This is a genomic window from Aeromonas bivalvium, from assembly GCF_046078285.1.
Lineage (GTDB): Bacteria > Pseudomonadota > Gammaproteobacteria > Enterobacterales > Aeromonadaceae > Aeromonas > Aeromonas bivalvium.
In genome coordinates this window covers 339235-359573 of sequence record NZ_JBGXBV010000002.1, presented here as the reverse complement: position 1 = coordinate 359573, position 20339 = coordinate 339235, and the positions used below count along the sequence as shown (strand labels likewise).

The window sequence follows — 20339 nt, the reverse complement described above, 5'->3', positions numbered from 1 at the left end:
AGCCCGGCCGGGGCCGGGCTGTCGACTCTGTGTGCGGGATCACAAGAGTTGGGGCTGGAAGCTGACTCGATCAAATCCATAGATGTCGCTGCGCAGCTGCTGGCGCCCGTCACTGTCGATCCAGCTGCTCCAGTAGACGGTAAACACAGGGGTCGGCGTGCTGAGGGGCAACCACTTGGTCTTCTCCTCTTTCAACAGGCTGGCCACCTTGTCCGGCTGGTAACGGGAGTCGGCCAGCAGCAGTTCGGCCAGATCATCGGCATGTTCGACCCGGATGCAGCCCGAGCTGAAGGCCCGTGCCCCCTGCTCGAACAAGCGCTTGCCCGGAGTGGAGTGGAGATAGATGGCGTCATTGTTGGGCAGGTAGAACTTGTAACGACCCAGGGCATTGTGGTCCCCCGGTTTTTGCCGCAGCCGGTAGGGGAAGCCCTCGGCCAGGGCCTGGTGCCACTGCTCCTCGGTGAAGTAGAGGGGATTGCCTGCACTGTCCGTCACCTCGAACCGCTCCCGGGCAAGATAACCCGGATCCCGGCTCAGCTTGGGCAGTATGTCCTTGCTCAGGATGGATCTGGGCACATGCCAGGCGGGGTTGAGCACCACTGAGCGGATCTCGCTGGCGAGGATGGGGGTCTCCCGCTGCTCCTTGCCGACGATGACCCGGCTGGTGAACACCTCGCTCCCCCCCTGCACCACGCTCAGCCGATAGTCGGGAATATTGACCAGCACGTAACGGCTGCCCACCAGGTGATCCACCAGATCCCGCCGCCAGAGATTGCGCAGCAGCAGGCTGGCGCGCACCACTGGGCCCGTGTTGAGCCAGGCCAGGGTGCGGCGACCTATGATGCCGTCTGCGGTCAGGCCGTGACGGCCCTGAAACAGCCTGATCGCCTGCTCGGTCTCGGGATCATAGCGCTCGTCCTCGTGGGCGGGGGCGATATCGCCGAGTTCGTTGAGCATGGCGCGGATCTGCCCGAGTGCGGGGGAGGGCTCGCCCAGCCTCAGGGTCGGCATGGCGAGAGTCGGCCAGTCCCTGGCCATGGGCAGGGCAAGCAGGCGCGCCACCTGGGCCCGCACCGCATCGTATTCCGCCACCTGGGGACGCAGGCTCATGACTTGTTCGAGCAGATCGCCTCCCTCCGGCGGCAGGATCGGAGGCAGGGAGAGATCCAGCTTGCGGGTCTTGAGCTGCTCGCGCGCGACGAGATCCATGGCACGCCACCCTTGCTGGAAGCGGGCCAGCTTGCCAAATGCCTCGTCATAGAGGGGACCACGCTCCTGCTCTGGGGTAGCCTTGAGCCGCTGCCACAAGGGCTTGAACTCGGGGTGCAGCTGGGCCAGCACCGCCTCCTGCAGCTGCTGCTCCAGCTCGTGCCTGGCCTGCTCGGCCCTGGCATCCTGGTACCACTCATGGGTTCCGCTTGCCGCACTCACCACCACGGCGGTTTCGGTGGCCTGCGCCTGCCCCAGCGGCCAGCACCCCAGCCACATCAGGTTTGCCAATGCCAACCAATACTTCTTTGCCATGTGAACCTCAATTCATCCGAACATTGCTTGCAATCGATACGGCCTGACTGTCTGCCCATGATGCGACAATCGGCGCAAGCTGGCTAGCGCACCCGGGTATAGCGCCGCCAGATCCGCTCATAGTCACTGGTTGCCTTGAAGGCAGCCAGAGCCTGGTTGAACTGCGCCAGGAAGTGGGCAGAGACAGTTTGCCGACTCAGCATAAAGTAGCTCGGCGACTCATACACCACCATGGGATGGTACGAGAACTGGCCTTCCATCCCCTCCTTGCCGAGCCCGCTGGGGGTCGCCAGCATGTCCCCAAGGAATCCGTCGATGCGGCCCCGAGCCAGCTTGACGTAATTCTGCTTGTCGCTCACCGCGCTCACCTGCCCGGGATAGCGGGCGAGCAAGGCCATCACCTCATCACCGTAAAAGTAATCCTTGGTGATCCCCAGCCGGTACCCCTTGGCCAGCCAGGTCGCCAGATCCTGCTCCTGATACACCTTGCCCTGCCGCACCCACAGCAGGGTACGCCCCGGGTTGTAGGGATCGGAAAAATAGGCATAACGGGCACGTTCATCGTTCATGTTGGCTTCCATCGCCACATCGATCTCGCCGTACTCCAGCCCATGGAGCACCCGCTTCCACGGCAGCTCCAGATAGGTGACCTCGCAGCCCATTCTGGCCAGCACGGCAGACAGCACCTCGGCCGCGTAGCCGTGCACCCGGGACGGCGGCGGCGCCTCACGGTAGTGATAAGGGGGCCAATCGTCGAACCCGACCCGCAGCGGGGACGCGCATTCGGTTGCCGCCAGCAAGGCCGGTGACAACAACAAGACGATCAGGGGGAGAAACAAGCGGTTCATGGGCCATCCTTGCGCAAGAGTGAGTCCATCATAAAGGGAGAAAGATGACATGGCGACTGCCACCGCCGAAAAACAGGTGTCAGGCCATGACGCACCCTTGCCCTTCGGCCAGGAGGCGCTCCACGGCCCGGGGGCCCGTCATATGGCGCCTCCGGGGAGATAAACCCATATGAAGCCTGGTCTGCCCGTCCCCCGAGAGGTGGCGAGCCTGGTTGGCCTGGGGCTAGGCTGGGGTTAATATGTGACCAAATATTTTTTTGTGATCCACTATGCTTTTTTTGCAATTGGATTAGCATATGCGCGGTTAGCCCCGCCACAGGCCGTAGAGAGCAATATGACTTACAAAAAGTTCGGATTCATCACAGCCATCCTCGCCTTGAGCGGCTTTTATCTCTACACCCTCTATCTGGCTGCCCACCCCGACGTGAGCCTGGCCTACCGCCTCTATTACCTGGAAGGCAAGACCCGCTTCTGGGAACACAATTCCAGCATGACCTATCGGGTGGGCAACGAGCTCAACCTGACCAAGCCGAGCCGTTTTCTCTCAAGCGAAGGCTGGGCCAAGAAGCCGAGCGAACAAGGCACCCAGCTCAGCGGCCAGGGCGGCCTCTACTTCCTGCTGCCCCAGCGCGGCGCGGCCCACACCCTGACGGTCCAGGCGCGCATCAACAGCCCCGAGGCGGGCGCCCTGCTCAAGGTCGCCATGGGCAATGACTTCGTCACCACGGTCAAGCTGGCCAAGGCGGGGCTGAACGAGATCAACTTCCGCCTGCCCGGTGAGGCCCTGAACCAGGATCCCCAGCAGCTCAACTTCCTGGCCCTGTCGACCGCCACCCCGCTCAATGTCGAATCACTGCGCCTGACCACAGAGCCCAGTCGCCCCCTTCTCCACTGAAGTCCCCGTTCTCCTATAAGGACAACCCCATGTCGCAAGCCGATTTCCGACTCTCTCTGGTCGTGCCCGTTTATAACGAGGAAGAGAGCATAGATGCCTTCATTGCCGCGATAGACACAGAACTTGCCTCCATCAGGGAGCACCTGGAGATCGTCTTCGTCAATGACGGCAGCCGTGACAGCACCCGCGAGGTGATCGAGCGGGCCATCGCCCGGGATCCACGCGTCACCCTGGTCAACCTGGCCCGCAACTTCGGCAAGGAGGCGGCCATGACCGCCGGTCTGCACCAGGCCCGCGGCGATGCCATGGTGCCCATGGATGTGGACTTGCAGGATCCCCCTGCCCTCATCCTGGAGTTCGTCAAGCTGTGGCAGAGCGGTGACTACGACACCGTCTACGGCATCCGGGTCGACCGCAGCGCCGACACCCCGATGAAGCGGATCACCGCCGGCGGCTTCTATCGCTTCTTCAACATGCTCTCCAGCACCACCAAGCTGCCGGAGAATGCCGGTGATTTTCGCCTGATCGATCGCCGGGTGGTGGAGGCGCTCAAGCAGCTGCCCGAGCGCAACCGCTTCATGAAAGGCCTGTTCGCCTGGGCCGGTTTTCGCGCCGTCGGTGTCCCCTACGAGCGCCCCGCCCGTCACGCCGGCGAGACCAAGTTCAACTACTGGAAGCTGTGGAACTTCGCCCTCGACGGTTTGATGAGCTTCTCCAGCTGGCCGCTGCGGGTGTGGAGCTATGTGGGGATCGGGGTCTCCTTCATCGCCTTCCTCTACATCCTCAAGATAGTGACCCAGGTGCTCTTCTTCGGCATCGACGTGCCCGGCTACGCCTCCCTGATGTCGGTGGTGCTTTTCCTCGGCGGCATCCAGCTGTTGTCGCTGGGCATCATAGGCGAGTACATAGGCCGCATGTTTGTGGAAGTGAAGCAGCGCCCCGTCTATCTGGTCGAAGGGGTCTATGGCCAATATGCCGCCGATGAGGCGGGCAAGCCCGCTGTGCGCAAGAGTCGGGCCAAGGCGGCCAAGCCGGTGCAATCCGCCCAGGACAGCGACGACAAGGAGCAGCAGACCCCATGATCTCCCGGGATGAATGCTGGCGTCTGGTGCGATTCGGTTTCGTCGGGGGAGGCGCCACCCTGGTGGATCTGGGCACCTCCTTCGCCCTGTTTCATGGCTGGCCGGGCATCAATGAACACCTGGTCACCACCCTCGCCTTCCTGATCGCCTTCTGGTTCTCCTTCTTCGGGCACAGGTACATCACCTTCCAGAAACAGGGGGCTGCCGGCAAGTTTCTGCTGGTGGCGCTCTTCTCCCTGGCGGTGCGCAACCTGATCCTGAGCGGCCTGCTGTTTGCCGGGCTCTCCGGCCTGCTGCCCGTGGTCATCGCCACCCTGACGGTGACCGTACTGACCTATGTTCTCTCCCGTATCTGGGTATTTGCCTGATGAGTGACCTGACCCTGTCCCAGGGGGCAAACGCCCCCTATCGCCCCTCCCTGCGCCTCGCTGGCCGGGACTGGCTGCTGATCCTTGCCGCCTTCTTCCTGAGCCGGCTCGCCCTGTACGGCATGGGCTACTTCGGTACCCAGCTTTACGGCCCCGATGTGGGCCCCTTCCAGGCCTATTGCCAGTTCGACTGCGTCTGGTTCCAGCGCATCATCGAAAATGGCTATGACCTCTACCCCCGCTGGCTCAGCAAGGGCAATGCGGCCAACTGGGCCTTCATGCCTCTCTACCCCATACTGGCCGGCAGCATCTCCAACCTGCTCGAGGTCGAGAGCCTGTTCGGCCTGATGCTGGTGGCCAACCTCGCCTTCTTCATCAGCCTGCCGCTGATGCTGCTGGTGTTGCGCCAGCTCAGGCTGGGGGACGATACCGCCCGCTTCGGGGTCTGGCTGCTCGCCTTCTCCCCCTTCTCCGCCTACTTCGTCTCGGGCTATACCGAGCCCATGTTCATGGCGCTCATGCTTGCCATGTTCCTGTTCGCCTATCGGGAACAGTGGCTCATGGTCGCCTTCCTCGGCATCTTCATCTCGGGGACCCGCAATCTGGGGGTGATGATGGTGTTCCCCGTGCTGATCCTGGCGCTGCAGGCCTACGGCTGGCGGGAGTTTTTCCGCTTCACCGAGCGCACCCTCAAGGTGGTGTTCACCCTCTGGCTGATCCCGTTTGGCCTGTTCGCCTACATGGTCTATCTGCACAACCTGGTGGGGGATGCCTTCGCCTTCAAGCACATCCAGGTCGCCTGGGGCCGTGAAATGGACAGCCCCCTGGACTGGTGGCTGAGCGGCTTCGAGCTGGGGGGACGCAAGGCCTATCTCTCCATCATGGTGATGTTTGGCTGGGCCCTGAACCTCTATCTGTTCAGCCAGAAGCGCTGGGCCGAGGCGACCCTGATGTTCATCTGCTGCACCATACCTCTGATGACGGGGCTCAACGCCATGCCGCGCTACATGTTCGGCCTCTACCCGACCCTGCTGGCCATCATACTGCTGACCCACCGCTGGCCCGCCCTGCGCCCGGCCGTGCTCTGCCTCTCCGGCATGGTGGCCTCCTTCATCGCGGTCGCCTTCGTCAACCACCTCTTCTTCACCGTCTGACCCAGAGGTAACGAAGAGAGCCATGGCTGAATGCCGGTCAAGGGACCGGCATTGTTCTGGCAGGCCTGCTCCCCCGCTTTGCCCCCGTCACACTTTCCCATCCTTGAAAACGTAACCAGGGTCACAGAGCTCACAGATCGGCATTTTGCCGATCCAAGGAGGCGAGTCCCCCTCCTAGAATGGGTGCTCATTCGAACTGCCCTGCTCAAGGAATGGCATATGCGTCCCTCGCTTCGCTTCTCTCCCCTGTGGCTCGCCCTGCTGGCCGGCCCGCTGCTTCCCCATCAGGTACTGGCCGCCCCCGAGGTTCGTCTCTATGTGGATGGCGAGCCGGTCGGCGACGCCGTGACGCTGGACAAGGGCATGATCACCCTGACCCATCCCCTGACCAAGGGCAGCCACCAGATCCGCATCGGCGATGCCGGCAACCGCTGCGGCACCAGCTTCGGGCCCACCGAGGCGAGGCCCCTCCCCTTCGGCACCGCCCAGCCCATGGACAAGTGCGCCAAGGGGACAAGTTTCACCCTGAGAGTCGTTCTGGCGGGGGACTACGAGTTCAGCTTCAACCCCGATACCCCCAGCCTCAAGGTGCTGCGGGCAACCAAGAAGAGCGAGTTCAAACGCCAGCCGCCAGCGGAGTCCTGCATCAGCTGGGATGGCGGCCCGGTTACCGTATCCCTGAAAGGGGTCTGGCCCGACGGCACCCGGCTGCGGGAGGCTTACTCGGGACAGGAAGCCGTGGTCAAGGGGGGCAAGCTCACCCTGACGCCGAGCAAGGAGAGCGGCGGCCTGCTGCTGCTCGAACCGGTCAAGGCCGCCAAACCGGTCCCCTTCAGCTGGGATCAGGCGAGCGTCTATTTCCTCCTGACCGACCGCTTCCACAACGGCGACCCCAGCAATGATCACAGCTTCGGCCGCCAGAAGGATGGCCAGGACGAAGTGGCCACCTGGCACGGCGGCGACTTCAAGGGACTGACCGAGAAGCTCGACTACATCAAGTCCCTCGGCATCAACGCCATCTGGATCACCCCCATGGTGGAGCAGGTGCACGGCTTCATCGGTGGTGGCGAACAGGGCAACTTCCCCTTCTACGCCTACCACGGCTACTGGGCACTGGACTTCACCAGGATTGATCCCAACTACGGCGACGAGGAGAGTCTGAAAACCCTGGTGGACGAGGCCCACAGGCGCGGCATGCGGATCATCCTGGATGTGGTGATGAACCATGCAGGTTACGCCACCCTGGCCGATCTGCAGGATCTGGGGCTTACCGATCTGACCCAGCACACCGGCAAGCTGCCGAGCCGCTGGAACGAATGGCGCCCGAGCGGCGGCCTCAACTGGCATGGCTACAACCAGTTCATCGACTATCAATCGAGCGATTGGAGCAACAAATGGTGGGGCCCTGACTGGGTGCGCGCCGGTCTGCCCGGCTACCCCCAACCCGGCACAGACGACGTCACCGGCTCGGTGGCGGGGCTGCCGGATTTTCTCACCGAATCAGCCAAACCGGTGGGCCTGCCGCCCCTGCTGGCGGCGAAAAAAGACACCCGGGCCAGGGCGCTGTCCAATGCAAGCGTGAGCGATTACCTCATCGCCTGGCACACCGACTGGGTGCGCCGTTTCGGTATCGACGGCTTTCGGGCCGACACCGTCAAGCACCTGGAACCGGAAGTCTGGGCCAGGCTCAAGCTGGCGGGCACCGCCGCACTCAAGGAGTGGAAGGCCGCCAACCCGGACAAGGCCCTCGATGATCTGCCCTTTTACATGGTGGGCGAGGTGTGGGATCACGGGGTGAGCAAGGATTTCTGGTATCAGCACGGCTTCGACTCCCTGATCAACTTCGACTACCAGCGCGAGTTCGCCCTGCCCCAGGCCCAGTGCCTGGCAGGAGCCGAGCCCACCTATGCCAGCTACGCCAGCCGCATCAACCAGGATCCCGAGTTCAACGTGCTGAGCTACATCAGCTCCCACGACACCAAGCTCTTCTTCGGCGACTACCAGGACGTGGCGCTGCAACGGCGGGTGGCCAACAGCTTCATGCTGCTGCCGGGGGGCATCCAGATCTACTACGGGGACGAGTCCGGCCGGGGGCTGGCCAAGGATGGCGGCGTGTTCGATCAGAGCGTGCGCTCCGACATGAACTGGCAGGAGCTGGCCAGTGGCGACAAGGCCGAGCTGGTCAAGCACTGGCAGCGGCTCGGCCAGTTCCGCGCCGCCCATCCGGCCATCGCCGCGGGCAGCCACAAGAAGATTTCCGATGCCCCCTACGGCTTCGTCCGGGAGAAGGGGGAGGACAAGGTGGTGGTGGTGTTTGCCGGCCGCCAGCAGTAGCGGCCAAGCCAGAAATAAAGAGGGGAGCCCATGGCTCCCCTCTTCCCATTTCCCAGCCCAGATCAGCCCTGGGACTGGGCGGCCAGCGCGGGCCACTGGTCGGTGGCCCGGGCCAGGGTCTCCTGCCACAGGGGCCAGGCCAGCAGGCGATGCTGATAGGCCCCCGCCGCCCCCGGCAACCAGATGCCGTAGTTGAACAGCCGCTGCGCCATGACGGCATAGCAAGCATCCACTATGCCGGGGGCGCCGAAGTAGAACTCGGCCCCTGCCTGGGACCAGAGCACCTGCAACCTGGCCAGCTCGGGCAGCGCCGCCAGGGGCGGCTCCTGCACCCTGGGGGCGCCGAGGAAGAAGGGCAGCAGGGTGCGCGTCTGGCCAAACCCGGCGTGCAGCTCGGCGCACAGGCTGCGGGCCAGGGCGCGCTCGGCCCGATCCGACGGATACAGGTGGCGCTCGGGGCAGATCTCATGCAGGTATTCGGCGATGGCCAGGGAGTCATGTACCCGCACGGCCCCATGATCCAGCCAGGGCACCAGGCCGGCCGGAGCCTGCTGCTTGAGGCGATGCATGTCGGCGGCATCCGCCAGATCGAAGGCCCGCTCGCGCCACGCCAGTCCGCTGAGCCCCAGCACCAGGGCGGCTCGCATCGCCCAGGTCGAGCCGGTCCCCACCGTCAATACCATCTCGTCCATCTGCTTCTCCTCTATCCCTGTGCCATCGGCGGCCGGCAGCGGCTATTGACAAGGTTGCAACCTATCCCGGCCAGGCATCACAATTGTCGCGCCACGGGTTTGACCCTCATGGGCGGCGGTGCTAGTTTGGTGTTCCAAAACAAATAGTTAACATCGAGCTATGGACAGCCAATTTACCATCGTCATCGCAGATGACCACCCCCTGTTTCGGGGCGCCCTCTATCAGGCCGTGCACATGGCCATCAGCGATGCCCAGCTGCTGGAAGCGGACTCCATCGACAGCCTGGCCCAGCTGCTGGCGGCCCATGCCGAGGTCGATCTGCTGCTGCTGGATCTCAAGATGCCGGGCGCCAACGGCTTCGAGGGGCTGGTACACCTGCGCGGCCAGTATCCGGACCTGCCCATCGTCGTGGTCTCGGCCTCGGAGGATCCCGCCATCATTGCCCAGGTGCTGCGGCTCGGTGCCCTCGGCTTCATCCCCAAATCCTCCCCTCTCCAGCAGCTGGTGACGGCCCTCAACGCCGTCATCGCCGGGGATACCTGGCTGCCCGAGGGGATCTCGCTCCAGTCCGAGTACGAGGACGGCCCCGACTTGGCCAGCAAGCTCGCCAGCCTCACTCCCCAGCAGTACAAGGTGCTGGTGATGCTGCGGGACGGCAGCCTCAACAAACAGATCGCCTGGGAGCTCAATGTCTCCGAGGCCACCATCAAGGCCCATATCACGGCCATCTTTCGCAAACTCGGGGTCAAGAACCGTACCCAGGCGGTCATTGCGCTCCAGCAGATGGACATCAAGGACGACTAAGCCCTCACAGCCTCGGCGCAAAGCACCGTACCCAGGCGGTCATTGCGCTCCAGCAGATGGACATCAAGGACGACCAAGCCCTCACAGCCTCGGCGCAAAGCATCGTACCCAGGCGGTCATTGCGCTCCAGCAGATGGACATCAGGGACGACTGAGGCTGCCCCGCCTCACACCAGGATCCAAACAACCATCTAAATACCCCCACCTGGCCTGACATTGACGCCTTTTCGCAATATTTGTGGCTCGACAATTAGCACGATCGTCCTCTATGCTGGCGAGCCGGACGAGAGAGGGAATGGGATGAGCAAGGGCCGGTTGACCCGGGAGTACATTCTGGACCAGGGCTTCGAGCAGGCGAGCATCCAGGGGCTGGAAAGCCTGACCATAGGCTCCCTGGCCAGTGCCTGCGACATGTCCAAGAGCGGCCTGTTCGCCCACTTCCAATCCCGCGACAACCTGCAGATCGCCGTGCTCGAGCATGCCGCAGAGGTGTTTCGGAGCAGGGTGATCCAGCCGGTACGCCGGCAGCAGCACCCGAGCCAGGGCGAGAAGCTGACGGCCCTGCTGCACGCCTGGCTGGCCTGGAACCAGAGTTTCGCCGGACGCTGCATGTTCCTCGATGCCTGGACCTCGGCACAAGAGGGGGCGGTACAGCAGGCGGCCCGCCAGCTGGTGCGCTTCTGGCTCGACTACCTGGCTCGCCAGGTGGTGCAGGGTCAGGAGCAGGGGGAGTGGCGCGGGGATCTGGATCCCTGGCGCGCCGTCTACCGCCTCTATGGCCTCTATCTGGGGGATCAGGTGTTCGGTGCCCTGGGACTGTGCCAGGATGCCGGGCAACATTTCTGGCCCGAGGTGGAGGCGCTGCTGGCCAGCTGGCGCGCGCACTGACCCCGCCCTGAGGCCGAAAGAGGCGCCAGGAGGGCCTGCGATCCACGCTAGCAGGCAAGGCTGGCCGGGCCGCTTTTCACCGCCGACCAGCATTTTTTTAAAACCGACAAAAAAGCACGACCGTTCGCAACCCAATGATGCGCTCGCCCCGTGTCGCCACAGGATTGACCCATGAGCAGCAAGATCTACTTCAACACCCGCCGATTCAGCCCGAGCAAGTGGTTGCTGGGCATAGGCACCCGACTGCACCACGGCCTGGCCCCGCGCCACGCCAGGCGTACCGCCAGCCGCCTGCTGCTGACTCCCCAGCGCAATCAGCGGGACCAGGCCGCGCCCGAGGGGCTCGTCCGGCAGGCCGTCCACACCGGCGAGGGGCAGCTGATGAGTTACCGGCTCGGCCAGGGTCCGGTCTGGCTGCTGATGCACGGCTGGTCTGGCAGCGCCAGTCAGTTGTTCCCGCTGATGGAGCAGGTTGCGGCCCAGGGCTTCACCGCCATCGCCTATGATCATCCCGCCCATGGCAACAGCGAGGGCAGCACGGGCCACCTGCCCCGCTTCGTACGGGCGCTGGATGAGCTGATCGAGCGGGTCGGCCCCATCCATGGGGTCATGGCCCACAGCATGGGGGGCGCTGTCGCCCTCTCCAGCCGCCATCCCGGCCTGGAGCACTGCCCCCTGCTGCTGGTCGCCCCCGTCATCGACTATGTGCCCCAGCTCTACGCCATGGTGGCGCGATCCGGTTATTCGATGCGGCTGTTCGATGCCGTGGTCAAGGAGATAGAGCAGGAGTACCAACACCCTTTGAGCGAGGTGGATCCCCTGGCCGCCCTGGCCAGACGCAGCGGCCCGACCCTCATCGTCCACGACGAGGCGGACAGGTTCGCCCCCCACAAAGACTCATTGCGCGCCAGCCAGGACGGCCGTACCCGCCTCATTTCCACTCAGGGGCTGGGTCATGGCCGCATCCTGGCGAGCCCGGCCCTGTTTGCCGCCTTCGCCCAGCTGAGCCAGTCAGCCTCCTAGGCCCCGGCTGCCAACGGGCCGTGAAAAATGAGATCGCGGCCCATTTTTATCCCGGATACAAGCTCTTATAGTTAAGTGGCGCGGTGGCAACCGCCCTTGCACTCACCATAAGGCGCATCCCTATGGCCAGACCCAATACAGCACTGCTGTTAACCGGCGGTGGCGCACGCGCCGCCTACCAGGTTGGCGCCCTCAAGGCCATTGCCGAATTCTATCCCCGCAATCAGGGGATCCCCTTCCCCATACTGTGCGGCACCTCGGCCGGCGCCCTCAACGCCACCTCTCTCGCCTGCCACGCCTCCTGCTTTCAGCTCGGGGTACGCAAACTGGAGTGGGTCTGGCGCCGCTTCGAGACGCATCACATCTTCGATTTTCACCCGGGTCGCCTGCTCTGGCGCCTGCTCTACGAGGGCTCGGCCGGCCTGATCCACCCGGACCCGAACCGCGCCTTCAACCTGTTCGACAACGGCCCCCTGCGCAAGCTGCTCGAACAGCTCATCGACTATCACCGCATCGATGACAACATCCTCTACGGCAGCCTGGAGGCCCTGGCCATCACGGCATCGGACTACGGGGACGGGCTCAGCACCACCTTCTTCCAGGGGCGATCCCAGCACCAGCCCTGGCAGCGGGAGCGCAGGCGCGGCGTCCGCACCCTGATCACCTCGGATCATCTGCTCGCCTCCAGCGCCCTGCCCTTCGTGTTTCCCGCCACCCGCATCGGCGACAAATTCTATGGGGATGGCTCCATCCACCAGCTCAGCCCCCTGAGCCCGGCCATCCACCTGGGAGCGGAGCGGATCCTCGCCATCGCCCTGGCCTCGCCGCCCGAGCCAGGCCAGGGCCAGTTCCGGGAGCGGCTGACCAGCTCCCACATCGCCAGCCACCTGCTGGAGACAGTGTTCACCGATACCCTCAACTCGGATCTGGAGCGGCTCGGGCGCATCAACCTCACCCTGTCGCTCATCCCGGAACGGGACAGGGCCAGGCTCAAACTCAAGGAGGTGGAGGCCTGCCTGTTGCAGCCGAGCCAGGATCTCGATCTGCTGGCACTCCCCTTCCTGCCGCAGTTGCCGACCAAGATGCGGCGCCTGCTGCGGATCCTCGGGGTCAAGGGGGATGAAGCCAGCAGTCTGGCCAGCTTCCTGATGTTCGTGCCCGGTTACTGCCAGCAGCTGATTGCCCTCGGCTATCAGGACACTCTGGACGACAGGGAGAGGGTGGCCCGCTTCCTCGACATCCAGAGTCCGCTGACCCAGCCCCAACCGCGCCAGGCCAACCCCAGCCGCTAGCCTGGGCGCCCCGGCAAGAGGCCCCTCAGCCGCCGCGGCTCGGGGCCGACCATGGGGTTGCCAAGAGGCGCTCCGGCTCGATACGAAAGGCCGTCAGCCCCCCTCCAGCAGGCGCTGCTCGGCCTGCTCTATGGCGGCATTGGTGCCAAAGAGCACTAGCGTATCCTCCGCCTCCAGCCGCAGCTCCCCCCTGGCCTCCAGCACCTCCCCCGCCCGGTGCAGCTCCTTGATGTGCACCGATCCCAGGGCCAGCTCGTGGACCCGGCGACCGATGGCCCAGGCCTGGTCGCTGAGCCGCACCGGATGCAGCCGCTCCAGACCATGGTCCCGCTCCAGCCCCTGGGCGCTCTGCTCGCCCCAGTAGAAACCGTGCAGGAAGGAATACTGGCTGGATCGCTCCTGCTCCATACGCCGGATCACCCGGCCTATGGGCACCTCGCAGTGGCGCAGCAGGTGGGAGACCAGCATCAGGGTTCCCTCCTGGGATTCGGGTACCACCTCATGGGCCCCCGCCTGCTTGTACTGCTCGAGCAGGCGATCGTCCCGGGTGCGCACCAGCACCTTGACCCCCTCGGCCAGCTGGGGGATGAGGGCAAGCATGGCGTCGATCCGCTTGGCATCGTCGAAGGTGATGATCACCAGCCTGGCCCGGGTCAGACCGGCTGCCAGCAGTATGTCCCGCCGGCTGGCATCGCCAAAGGCGACCTGCTCCCCCGCCAGCTTGGCCTCGCCGACCCGCTCGGGATCCAGGTCCAGGGCCAGGAAGGGGATCCCCTCCAGCTTGAGGAAGCGGGCGCAGGTCTGACCGGCCCGGCCGAACCCGGCGATGATGACATGACCACTCTTGCCAAGGCCGGATTGGGCCAGCTCGGATTCACCGAGCAGGGGGGAGCGGCTCAGCCAGCGCGCCAGCTCCCGGGATCGCCCCACCAGCCAGGGGGTAAGGGCGATGGAGATGACCCCGACCCCGATCAGCAGGGAGACGAGACGCTGACCCAGCATGCCGTATTGATGAGCCAGGGCCAGCAGCACGAAACCAAACTCCCCGACCTGGCTGAGCATGATGCCCGCCGCGAGGGCATCGCGCTTGCGCTCCCCCATCAGGCGCCCCGCCAGCAGTACCAGCAAGGATTTGAGCAGCATCAGCAGCAGGACGAAGCCCATCAGCTGCCAGCCATGGCGCACCACCAGCAGCCAGTCCATGGTCATGCCGATGGTGACGAAGAAGAGTCCCATCAGCACGTCGCGAAACGGCTTGATGTCTACCTCCAGCTGGTGGCGATAGTGGGACTCCCCCAGCATCATGCCCGCCAGGAAGGCCCCCAGGGCCATGGAGAGCCCCATCCACTGGGTCAAGGAGGCCGCGAGCAGGGCCACCAGCAGGGCGCTCAGGACGAACAGCTCATCGGAGCGGGCCCGGGCCACCTCGTGAAACAGGGAGGGCAGCAGCCACTTGCCCACCGCCAGCAGGCCGAGCAGGGCCAGGATCCCCTTGAGGGAAGCCCAGGAGATGGCCGCCAGCAGGGCCTCTCCCTGGGCCTCGGGTTCGGCCAGTATGGGGATCATCACCAGCAGGGGCACCACGGCAAGATCCTGGAACAGCAGGACGCTGACCCCCAGCTGGGCTCGCCGGGTATGGAGCTGCTTCTGCTCCCCCAGCTGCTTGATCACCACGGCGGTCGAGGAGAGGCTGAGGGTGCCGGCCACCACCAGGGCCTGGGGCAGGGTCAGCCCCCACAGCCAGCCCAGCCAGCAGAACAACGCCGTGGTCAGCACCACCTGCAGCCCCCCCACCCCGACCACCAGGCTGCGCATGGCGATGAGCTTGGAGAGGGAGAACTCGAGGCCGAGGGAGAACATCAGGAAGACCACCCCCAGCTCCCCCAGGGTGTGCATCATGGCCTGCTCCTTCACCAGCGCCAGGCCATGGGGGCCCAGCAGCACGCCGGCGATCAGGTAGGCGAGGATCACCGGCAGTCCCAGGCGCCGGAAAACCGCCACCAGCAGGACGGCGGCAGAGAGCAGGATCAAGAATTCCGTATACAATTTTTCCTCCATTTTTATCGACTTAAGTCTAGCCAGCCTGGGTTGGTCCCATAGAACATATTTTGGGCACAGCTTTTGCATTTCGACTGCCAGGGGCGGGCCAGAGGGCCGCTAGGTGAGGAAAGAGAATGGACAATTCAATATCTTGGAGAGAGGCAAACGCCTCGGTCGGCTTCGATGCAACCCAGTGGATCCGCCAGCTGGATCATCAGACGCCCGCCCTCAAACAGGCGGACAAGGGTCTGCTCGAGCGCCTGCTCGGCCAGCAGACCCTGAGCGAGCTGCTGGCAATCTTTGCCCGCACGGCGGCAAGGGTTGTCCGCATTCACAGCCTCTGCCTCGAAGGGCCGGCTCACCACAGCCTGATCCAGTGTCTGCCCCAGGAGCAGATCAGCCTGCACAGCCACCAGTTTCCCCTCAAGGACAGTCACGGCCTCTGCCTTGGCCAGCTCCACTACCAGCTGACCCAGATCCCGAGCGAGGGTCAGATCGCCGAGTTGCAGAGCTGCCATCGTCAGTTGCAGCTGGCCCTGCCCCTCTACCTGCGCCTGGCCAATCTGGAACAGCAGGTACGCCTCGATCACCTGACCGGCCTCGGCAATCGCGCCTACTTCGACGAGGCCCTCGGCCGCGCCGTGGAGCAGCACAGCCGCGACCCTCATGGCCTGGTGCTGGTGCTGCTGGATCTCGACAGATTCAAGCAGATCAACGACACCTGGGGTCACCCGGTGGGCGATCTGGTGCTCAGCCGCTTCGCCCAGCTGCTGGGCCAGAGCATTCGCGCCACGGATCAGGCGTTTCGCCTCGGCGGCGACGAATTTGCCCTGCTGCTGCAACCCGCCGAACCCGAGGCCTGGCGCCCGGTCTGGTTGCGGCTGCAACAGATGCTGCGCAGCCACCAGGAGCTGGCGAGCTTCTCGGTCGGTTGCACCCTGGGGGCCGCCTGCTGGCAACCCGGCATGGATGTCTACACCCTGTACGAGACGGCCGACAGCCACCTCTACGCCCGCAAGAAGGCGGATGGAACGGCCTGAAACAGCAGCAGCCCTGGCGCCCGCAAGAAGGCGGATGGCACGGCCTGAAACAGCAGCAGCCCTGGCGCCCGCAAGAAGGCGGATGGAACGGCCTGAAACAGCAGCAGCCCTGGCGCCCGCAAAAAGGCGGATGGCACGGCCTGACCTTCCCAGTCACTCGCATGGCGGCATGAACACAGCAAAACATCGAGGCGGCCAATGGCCGCCTCGATGTTTTCATGGCAAGGGGTCATCCCCCTCTTGCGGATTGACGGGTGGGCCCTGCCGCAGCCAGGACAGTCCCTGCGGACCCGTGCGGGCGAACCCCTCGCAGATGAAAAGGCCAGGCACCGCGGCCGGCTGCTCCCCATAGAAGAGAATGGGCACGCGGCCTCGCTGCCAGGAGGGGATGCCGTACTCCTGCCACAGCTTCTTGAGGCGGCGGCTCCCGCCCCGCCCCTGGGGCCTCAAGGTCTGGCCCGGCGCCACCGCGAAGCGCAGGGAAAGAGGTTCATCGGCCCGGGGCAACCGCAGGGGCCCCTCCTCGCTTTGGATAACGCCCAGGGTGCCCAACTCCTCCGGCAGGGTCGCCCTCACCCCGAGGGTGAGGGGGATCTGATCGCTCAGGGGGGCGAGATCCGGGCGCACCAGATAGAGCCGCCCCTGATGGCGGCGGCAGCTCACCCGCCCCCAGTTGAGCTGGGGGTTGGCATCGGGGCGGGCCAGTGCCAGCTCGTCCCAGAGCCGGGCCAGCTGATCCCGGGCCGGCATCTCCCCCCCCTGGCGCCGGATCCAGTGGCGCAGCAGGTTGTTGCGCCTGGCGGGGCTCAACTCATGGAGGGGGGCTATGCGCAGCGCCTCTCCGTCCCCCGCCCGTTGCCAATCTCCCTCGGCCAGCTCGGCGAGGAGCGTCTCCTGCTCGGCGCACAGGGCCATGCTGCGGGCCGCCGTCTCGGCGATGGCGGGCCAGCGCGCCTTGAGCACAGGGATCACCTGCTGGCGCAGGAAGTTGCGATCGTAACTCACATCCTGATTGCTCTCATCCTCGACCCAGCTCACCCCGGCCTCCCCCACTGCCTCGGCCAGCACCTGACGGGGCTCCGCCAGCAGGGGGCGCAGCAGCAGCCCGTCGGCGAAGGGCTGGCTCGGCAGTATCCCGGCCAGCCCCCGGGGGCCGGCGCCACGCTTGAGGGCCAGCAACAGGGTCTCCAGCTGATCGTCCTGATGGTGGGCGGTGAGCAGCCAGCCGCCGGGAGGCAGGGCCGCCCCAAGCCTGGCGTAGCGCGCGCTGCGGGCCTGGGCCTCGAGACTCTCGCCATTGCCTCGCGCCAGCTGAACCCGCTCCACCTGCAGCGCCACCCCCAGCTGCCGACAGAGGGCGGCGCAGCGCTCGGCCCACTCGTCGGCGTGAGGGCTCAGACCATGATGCACATGCAGGGCGCCCAGGGGCAGTCGATGCTCGCGGGCGTAACGCTCGGCCAGCAGCAGCAGCAGGGTGGAATCCAGACCGCCGCTGTACGCCACCAGCAGGGCGCTGGAACTTGTTGGCGTCGGCAGGGTCTGACAGAAACGTGAATAGAGTCGAGAAATCATAGGCTTCCCCAGGATGGACGGACCATCTTAGCAGATGCGGGCTTATCAAGCTGTACCCCGGCTGTTAGAGTGAAATCGCCTGCTCACCCCTTGAGCAAGGAAGCAAATGACCCGAATTGGAACCATAAGAATGCACAACAAGAAAAGCATACTGGCCGGGCTCATCGCCCTGGCACTGCTGGCTGGTTGCAGCCAGGGAGACCATCAGAGCCAGGCCCGTTCAGGACTGAACCTGGCCAACATGGATACCGGCGTCAAACCGGGCGACGATTTTTTCCGTTATGCCAACGGCCGCTGGCTCGCCAGCGCCCAGATCCCCGATGACAGGCCCGCCGACGGCGCCTTCTACACCCTGCGCGACAAGTCCCTGGCGGACGTGCGTACCCTGATAGAAGCCCTGCCCAAGGACGCGCCCCAGGGCTCGGAAGATCAGCAGATCCGCGATTTTTACGCCAGCTACCTGGATCAGCAGACCCGGGATGCCAGGGGCATGAGCCCGCTGCGCCCCCTGCTCGCCGAGCTGGACAAGGTGAGCGACAGCCAGAGCCTGGCCCGTGCCCTGGCCCGCGCCGGCAAGGTCGGCGGCAATGCCCCCTTCGGCTTCTGGATAGGGCCGGATGCCAAGGCGCCGAGCCAGTACATCGTCAATCTCGGCCAGTCCGGTCTCGGCCTGCCGGACAGGGACTACTACCTCAAGACAGATGCGGCCAGCGTGAACCTGCGCCGGCAGTACCAGCAGCACATCGCCACCATGCTGGGCCGGGCCGGCGAGGACGATGCCAACACCCAGGCCGCGCAGATAGTGGCGCTGGAAGCCGCCATTGCCCGCATCCAGTGGGACAAGGTGGCGCTGCGGGACAGGGAGAAGAGCTACAACAAGCTGGCCACGGGTGAACTCGGCCGCCTCGCCCCCCATATCGACTGGCAGAGCTATCTCGCCGAGGCGGGGATCGCCCATCAGCGCCAGCTGATCCTGGGGCAGCCCGGCTACCTCCAGGCCTTGGACGCGCTGATGGCCCAGACCCCGACCACCCAGTGGCGCAGCTACCTCAAGTGGCAGCTCATCAGCGACTATGCCCCCTACCTCGACGGCGAGACCGACAGGGCCAACTTCGCCTTCTTCGGCACCACTCTGAGCGGCACCCCCAAGCAGCGCGCCCCCTGGGAGCGGGCCCTGGCGGTGCTCGATGCCCACCTGGGGGAGGCGGTTGGCAAACGCTATGTGGCGCAATACTTCCCCCCCGAGGCCAAGGCCCGCATGGAGCAGCTGGTGGAGAACCTGCGCACCGCCTATGGCCAGAGCATTGAGGAGCTGGACTGGATGTCCCCGGACACCAAGCGCCAGGCCAGGGAGAAGCTCGCCAAGTTCAGGCCCAAGATAGGCTACCCGGACAAGTGGCGGGATTACAGCGGCATCCGGGTCGAGCCCGATGATCTGGTGGGCAACCTGATGCGGGCCCGCGCCTTCGAGTACCAGGAGAGCCTGGATCGCCTCGGCACCCCGGTCGACAAGGATCTCTGGTACATGTCGCCCCAGACGGTGAACGCCTACTACAACCCGAGCAACAACGAGATCGTCTTCCCGGCCGCCATACTCCAGCCCCCCTTCTTCGACATGGCGGCGGACGACGCGGTCAACTACGGCGCCATCGGCGGGGTGATCGGCCACGAGATGGGCCACGGTTTCGATGATCAGGGGGCCAAATCCGACGGTGACGGCGTGCTGCGCGACTGGTGGACGGCGCAGGATCTCAAGGAGTTTCGCTTTCGCACCAGCCGGCTGGTGGCCCAGTACAACCGCTTCGAGCCCATCGACGGCCAGTTCGTCAACGGCCAGTTCACCCTGGGGGAGAACATAGGCGATCTCGGCGGCCTCACCATAGCCCACAAGGCCTACGAGATCTCCCTGGCCGGCAAGGAGGCGCCTGTGCTGGACGGCTTCACCGGCGAGCAGCGCTTCTTCCTCGGCTGGGCCCAGGTGTGGAAGGGCAAGTATCGCCCCGAGCTGATGCAGATGCTGCTCGCCTCGGATCCCCACTCTCCGCCCGAATACAGGGTCAACGGCGTGGTGCCGAACATCCCCGCCTTCTACGAGGCGTTCAACATAGATCCCCAGGACAAGCTCTATCTGGCCCCGGCCAAGCGGGTCAAGATCTGGTGATGACAACCCGGGCAGGGGGCGGCCGACCAGCGGCCCCCTGTCCGTCACAGACACAACAAGCAGCAACAAGGGTCACATCCATGAAAGCCTTATTCCTTGCTCTCGGCCTGCTCACCCTGCCCCTGACCACCCTGGCGGCGGACGGCTTCTTCCAACAGCTGACGCTCCCCTCAGGCCAGGTGGTGACCGTCGGCGAAGGGCGCGGCGAGCCCGCCTCCACCGGCAGCTACGACGTGCGCCTCTACACGGGTGCCAATCCCCAGTTTCCGCTGGATCAGTTCATCGACGGCAAGGTGCTGCTGCGAGACGGCAGCATCAAGGCACTCAAGCTGCAGGATCTCGACGGCGACAAGCAGCCCGAGCTCATCGTCATCGTCGAGAGCGCCGGCAGCGGCAGCTACCTGAGCGCCGACGCCTTCACCATCTTGCCCCAGAAGGGGCTGGACACCTTCAACCACGTGGAGGGACTGGCCCCCAGTGACGATGTGATTGAGGCCCTCAAGACCCCGCGCGACTGACAAACCCTCACGCCCCGCCAGCGGGGCGTTTTTTTACCCCGCGCCTCCCGATGCGGCGCCCCCCCACAGGGCGGATGGACGCTTATTTTTTCTGCGCTTATACT

General features: G+C 65.0%; 17 protein-coding genes. 12 read left to right on the top strand and 5 right to left on the bottom strand.

What is annotated here, in order from left to right:
- Positions 1–39 precede the first annotated feature (39 nt).
- On the bottom strand, positions 40–1524 hold the full coding sequence (locus tag ACEUCR_RS08825) for a L,D-transpeptidase family protein (RefSeq protein ID WP_408789491.1): 1485 nt from the start codon (positions 1522–1524) through the stop codon (positions 40–42).
- 83 nt (positions 1525–1607) lie between these two features.
- A complete protein-coding gene (locus ACEUCR_RS08820; RefSeq protein WP_408789488.1) occupies positions 1608–2372 on the bottom strand; it encodes a substrate-binding periplasmic protein in 765 nt (254 codons plus the stop codon).
- Between the two features lie 334 nt (positions 2373–2706).
- On the opposite strand from ACEUCR_RS08820, the gene ACEUCR_RS08815 reads away from it, so the two are divergent.
- From ACEUCR_RS08815 to ACEUCR_RS08795, 5 genes are all read left to right on the top strand, one after another.
- Positions 2707–3267, top strand: coding sequence for a hypothetical protein (locus ACEUCR_RS08815; protein WP_041993476.1), 561 nt, complete (start codon positions 2707–2709; stop codon positions 3265–3267).
- A gap of 29 nt (positions 3268–3296) precedes the next feature.
- Positions 3297–4349, top strand: coding sequence for a glycosyltransferase family 2 protein (locus tag ACEUCR_RS08810; protein WP_408789485.1), 1053 nt, complete (start codon positions 3297–3299; stop codon positions 4347–4349).
- Positions 4346–4717 carry a GtrA family protein gene (locus tag ACEUCR_RS08805; protein WP_041993472.1) on the top strand — a complete coding sequence of 124 codons (372 nt, stop codon included), beginning with the start codon at positions 4346–4348 and terminating at the stop codon, positions 4715–4717. The genes ACEUCR_RS08810 and ACEUCR_RS08805 overlap by 4 nt, the downstream gene beginning before the upstream one ends.
- Entirely contained in the window at positions 4717–5871 is a 1155-nt protein-coding gene (locus tag ACEUCR_RS08800) for a membrane protein (RefSeq protein ID WP_041993470.1), read from the top strand. The genes ACEUCR_RS08805 and ACEUCR_RS08800 overlap by 1 nt, the downstream gene beginning before the upstream one ends.
- 219 nt (positions 5872–6090) lie before the next feature.
- On the top strand, positions 6091–8205 hold the full coding sequence (locus ACEUCR_RS08795; protein WP_408789482.1) for an alpha-amylase: 2115 nt from the start codon (positions 6091–6093) through the stop codon (positions 8203–8205).
- Between the two features lie 62 nt (positions 8206–8267).
- On the opposite strand, the gene ACEUCR_RS08790 is transcribed toward ACEUCR_RS08795, so the two are convergent.
- Entirely contained in the window at positions 8268–8897 is a 630-nt protein-coding gene (locus ACEUCR_RS08790; RefSeq protein ID WP_041993466.1) for a glutathione S-transferase N-terminal domain-containing protein, read from the bottom strand.
- Between the two features lie 160 nt (positions 8898–9057).
- Here ACEUCR_RS08790 and ACEUCR_RS08785 point away from each other — a divergent pair, with 160 nt between their 5' ends.
- The 4 genes from ACEUCR_RS08785 to ACEUCR_RS08770 all read left to right on the top strand — a co-directional run bounded on the left by ACEUCR_RS08785 (position 9058) and on the right by ACEUCR_RS08770 (position 12904).
- Positions 9058–9702: a response regulator gene (locus tag ACEUCR_RS08785; RefSeq protein ID WP_408789479.1), complete on the top strand. Its 645-nt coding sequence runs from the start codon at positions 9058–9060 to the stop codon at positions 9700–9702.
- Positions 9703–10001: 299 nt separating this feature from the next.
- On the top strand, positions 10002–10589 hold the full coding sequence (locus tag ACEUCR_RS08780; protein ID WP_408789476.1) for a TetR/AcrR family transcriptional regulator: 588 nt from the start codon (positions 10002–10004) through the stop codon (positions 10587–10589).
- A gap of 171 nt (positions 10590–10760) precedes the next feature.
- Complete coding sequence (locus ACEUCR_RS08775) at positions 10761–11612, top strand: alpha/beta hydrolase (protein ID WP_041993459.1); 852 nt, start codon at positions 10761–10763, stop codon at positions 11610–11612.
- 122 nt (positions 11613–11734) lie between these two features.
- A complete protein-coding gene (locus ACEUCR_RS08770) occupies positions 11735–12904 on the top strand; it encodes a patatin-like phospholipase family protein (protein ID WP_408789473.1) in 1170 nt (389 codons plus the stop codon).
- A gap of 93 nt (positions 12905–12997) precedes the next feature.
- Here the strand turns inward: ACEUCR_RS08770 and ACEUCR_RS08765 are convergent, their stop codons facing one another.
- Entirely contained in the window at positions 12998–14950 is a 1953-nt protein-coding gene (locus ACEUCR_RS08765; protein WP_041993451.1) for a monovalent cation:proton antiporter family protein, read from the bottom strand.
- Positions 14951–15078: 128 nt separating this feature from the next.
- Between ACEUCR_RS08765 and ACEUCR_RS08760 the strand changes: the two genes are divergently transcribed.
- Positions 15079–15984, top strand: a complete 906-nt coding sequence (locus ACEUCR_RS08760) for a GGDEF domain-containing protein (RefSeq protein ID WP_111873793.1) — start codon at positions 15079–15081, stop codon at positions 15982–15984.
- Positions 15985–16200: 216 nt separating this feature from the next.
- Here the strand turns inward: ACEUCR_RS08760 and tilS are convergent, their stop codons facing one another.
- Positions 16201–17556 (bottom strand): tRNA lysidine(34) synthetase TilS, encoded by a 1356-nt coding sequence (tilS, locus tag ACEUCR_RS08755; protein ID WP_408789470.1) that lies wholly within the window; start codon positions 17554–17556, stop codon positions 16201–16203.
- A gap of 130 nt (positions 17557–17686) precedes the next feature.
- On the opposite strand from tilS, the gene ACEUCR_RS08750 reads away from it, so the two are divergent.
- Both ACEUCR_RS08750 and ACEUCR_RS08745 read left to right on the top strand, forming a co-directional pair.
- Positions 17687–19717, top strand: coding sequence for a M13 family metallopeptidase (locus tag ACEUCR_RS08750; RefSeq protein WP_408789467.1), 2031 nt, complete (start codon positions 17687–17689; stop codon positions 19715–19717).
- An 80-nt stretch (positions 19718–19797) separates the two neighbouring features.
- Positions 19798–20235 carry a PliI family lysozyme inhibitor of I-type lysozyme gene (locus ACEUCR_RS08745; protein ID WP_408789465.1) on the top strand — a complete coding sequence of 146 codons (438 nt, stop codon included), beginning with the start codon at positions 19798–19800 and terminating at the stop codon, positions 20233–20235.
- Positions 20236–20339 lie beyond the last annotated feature (104 nt).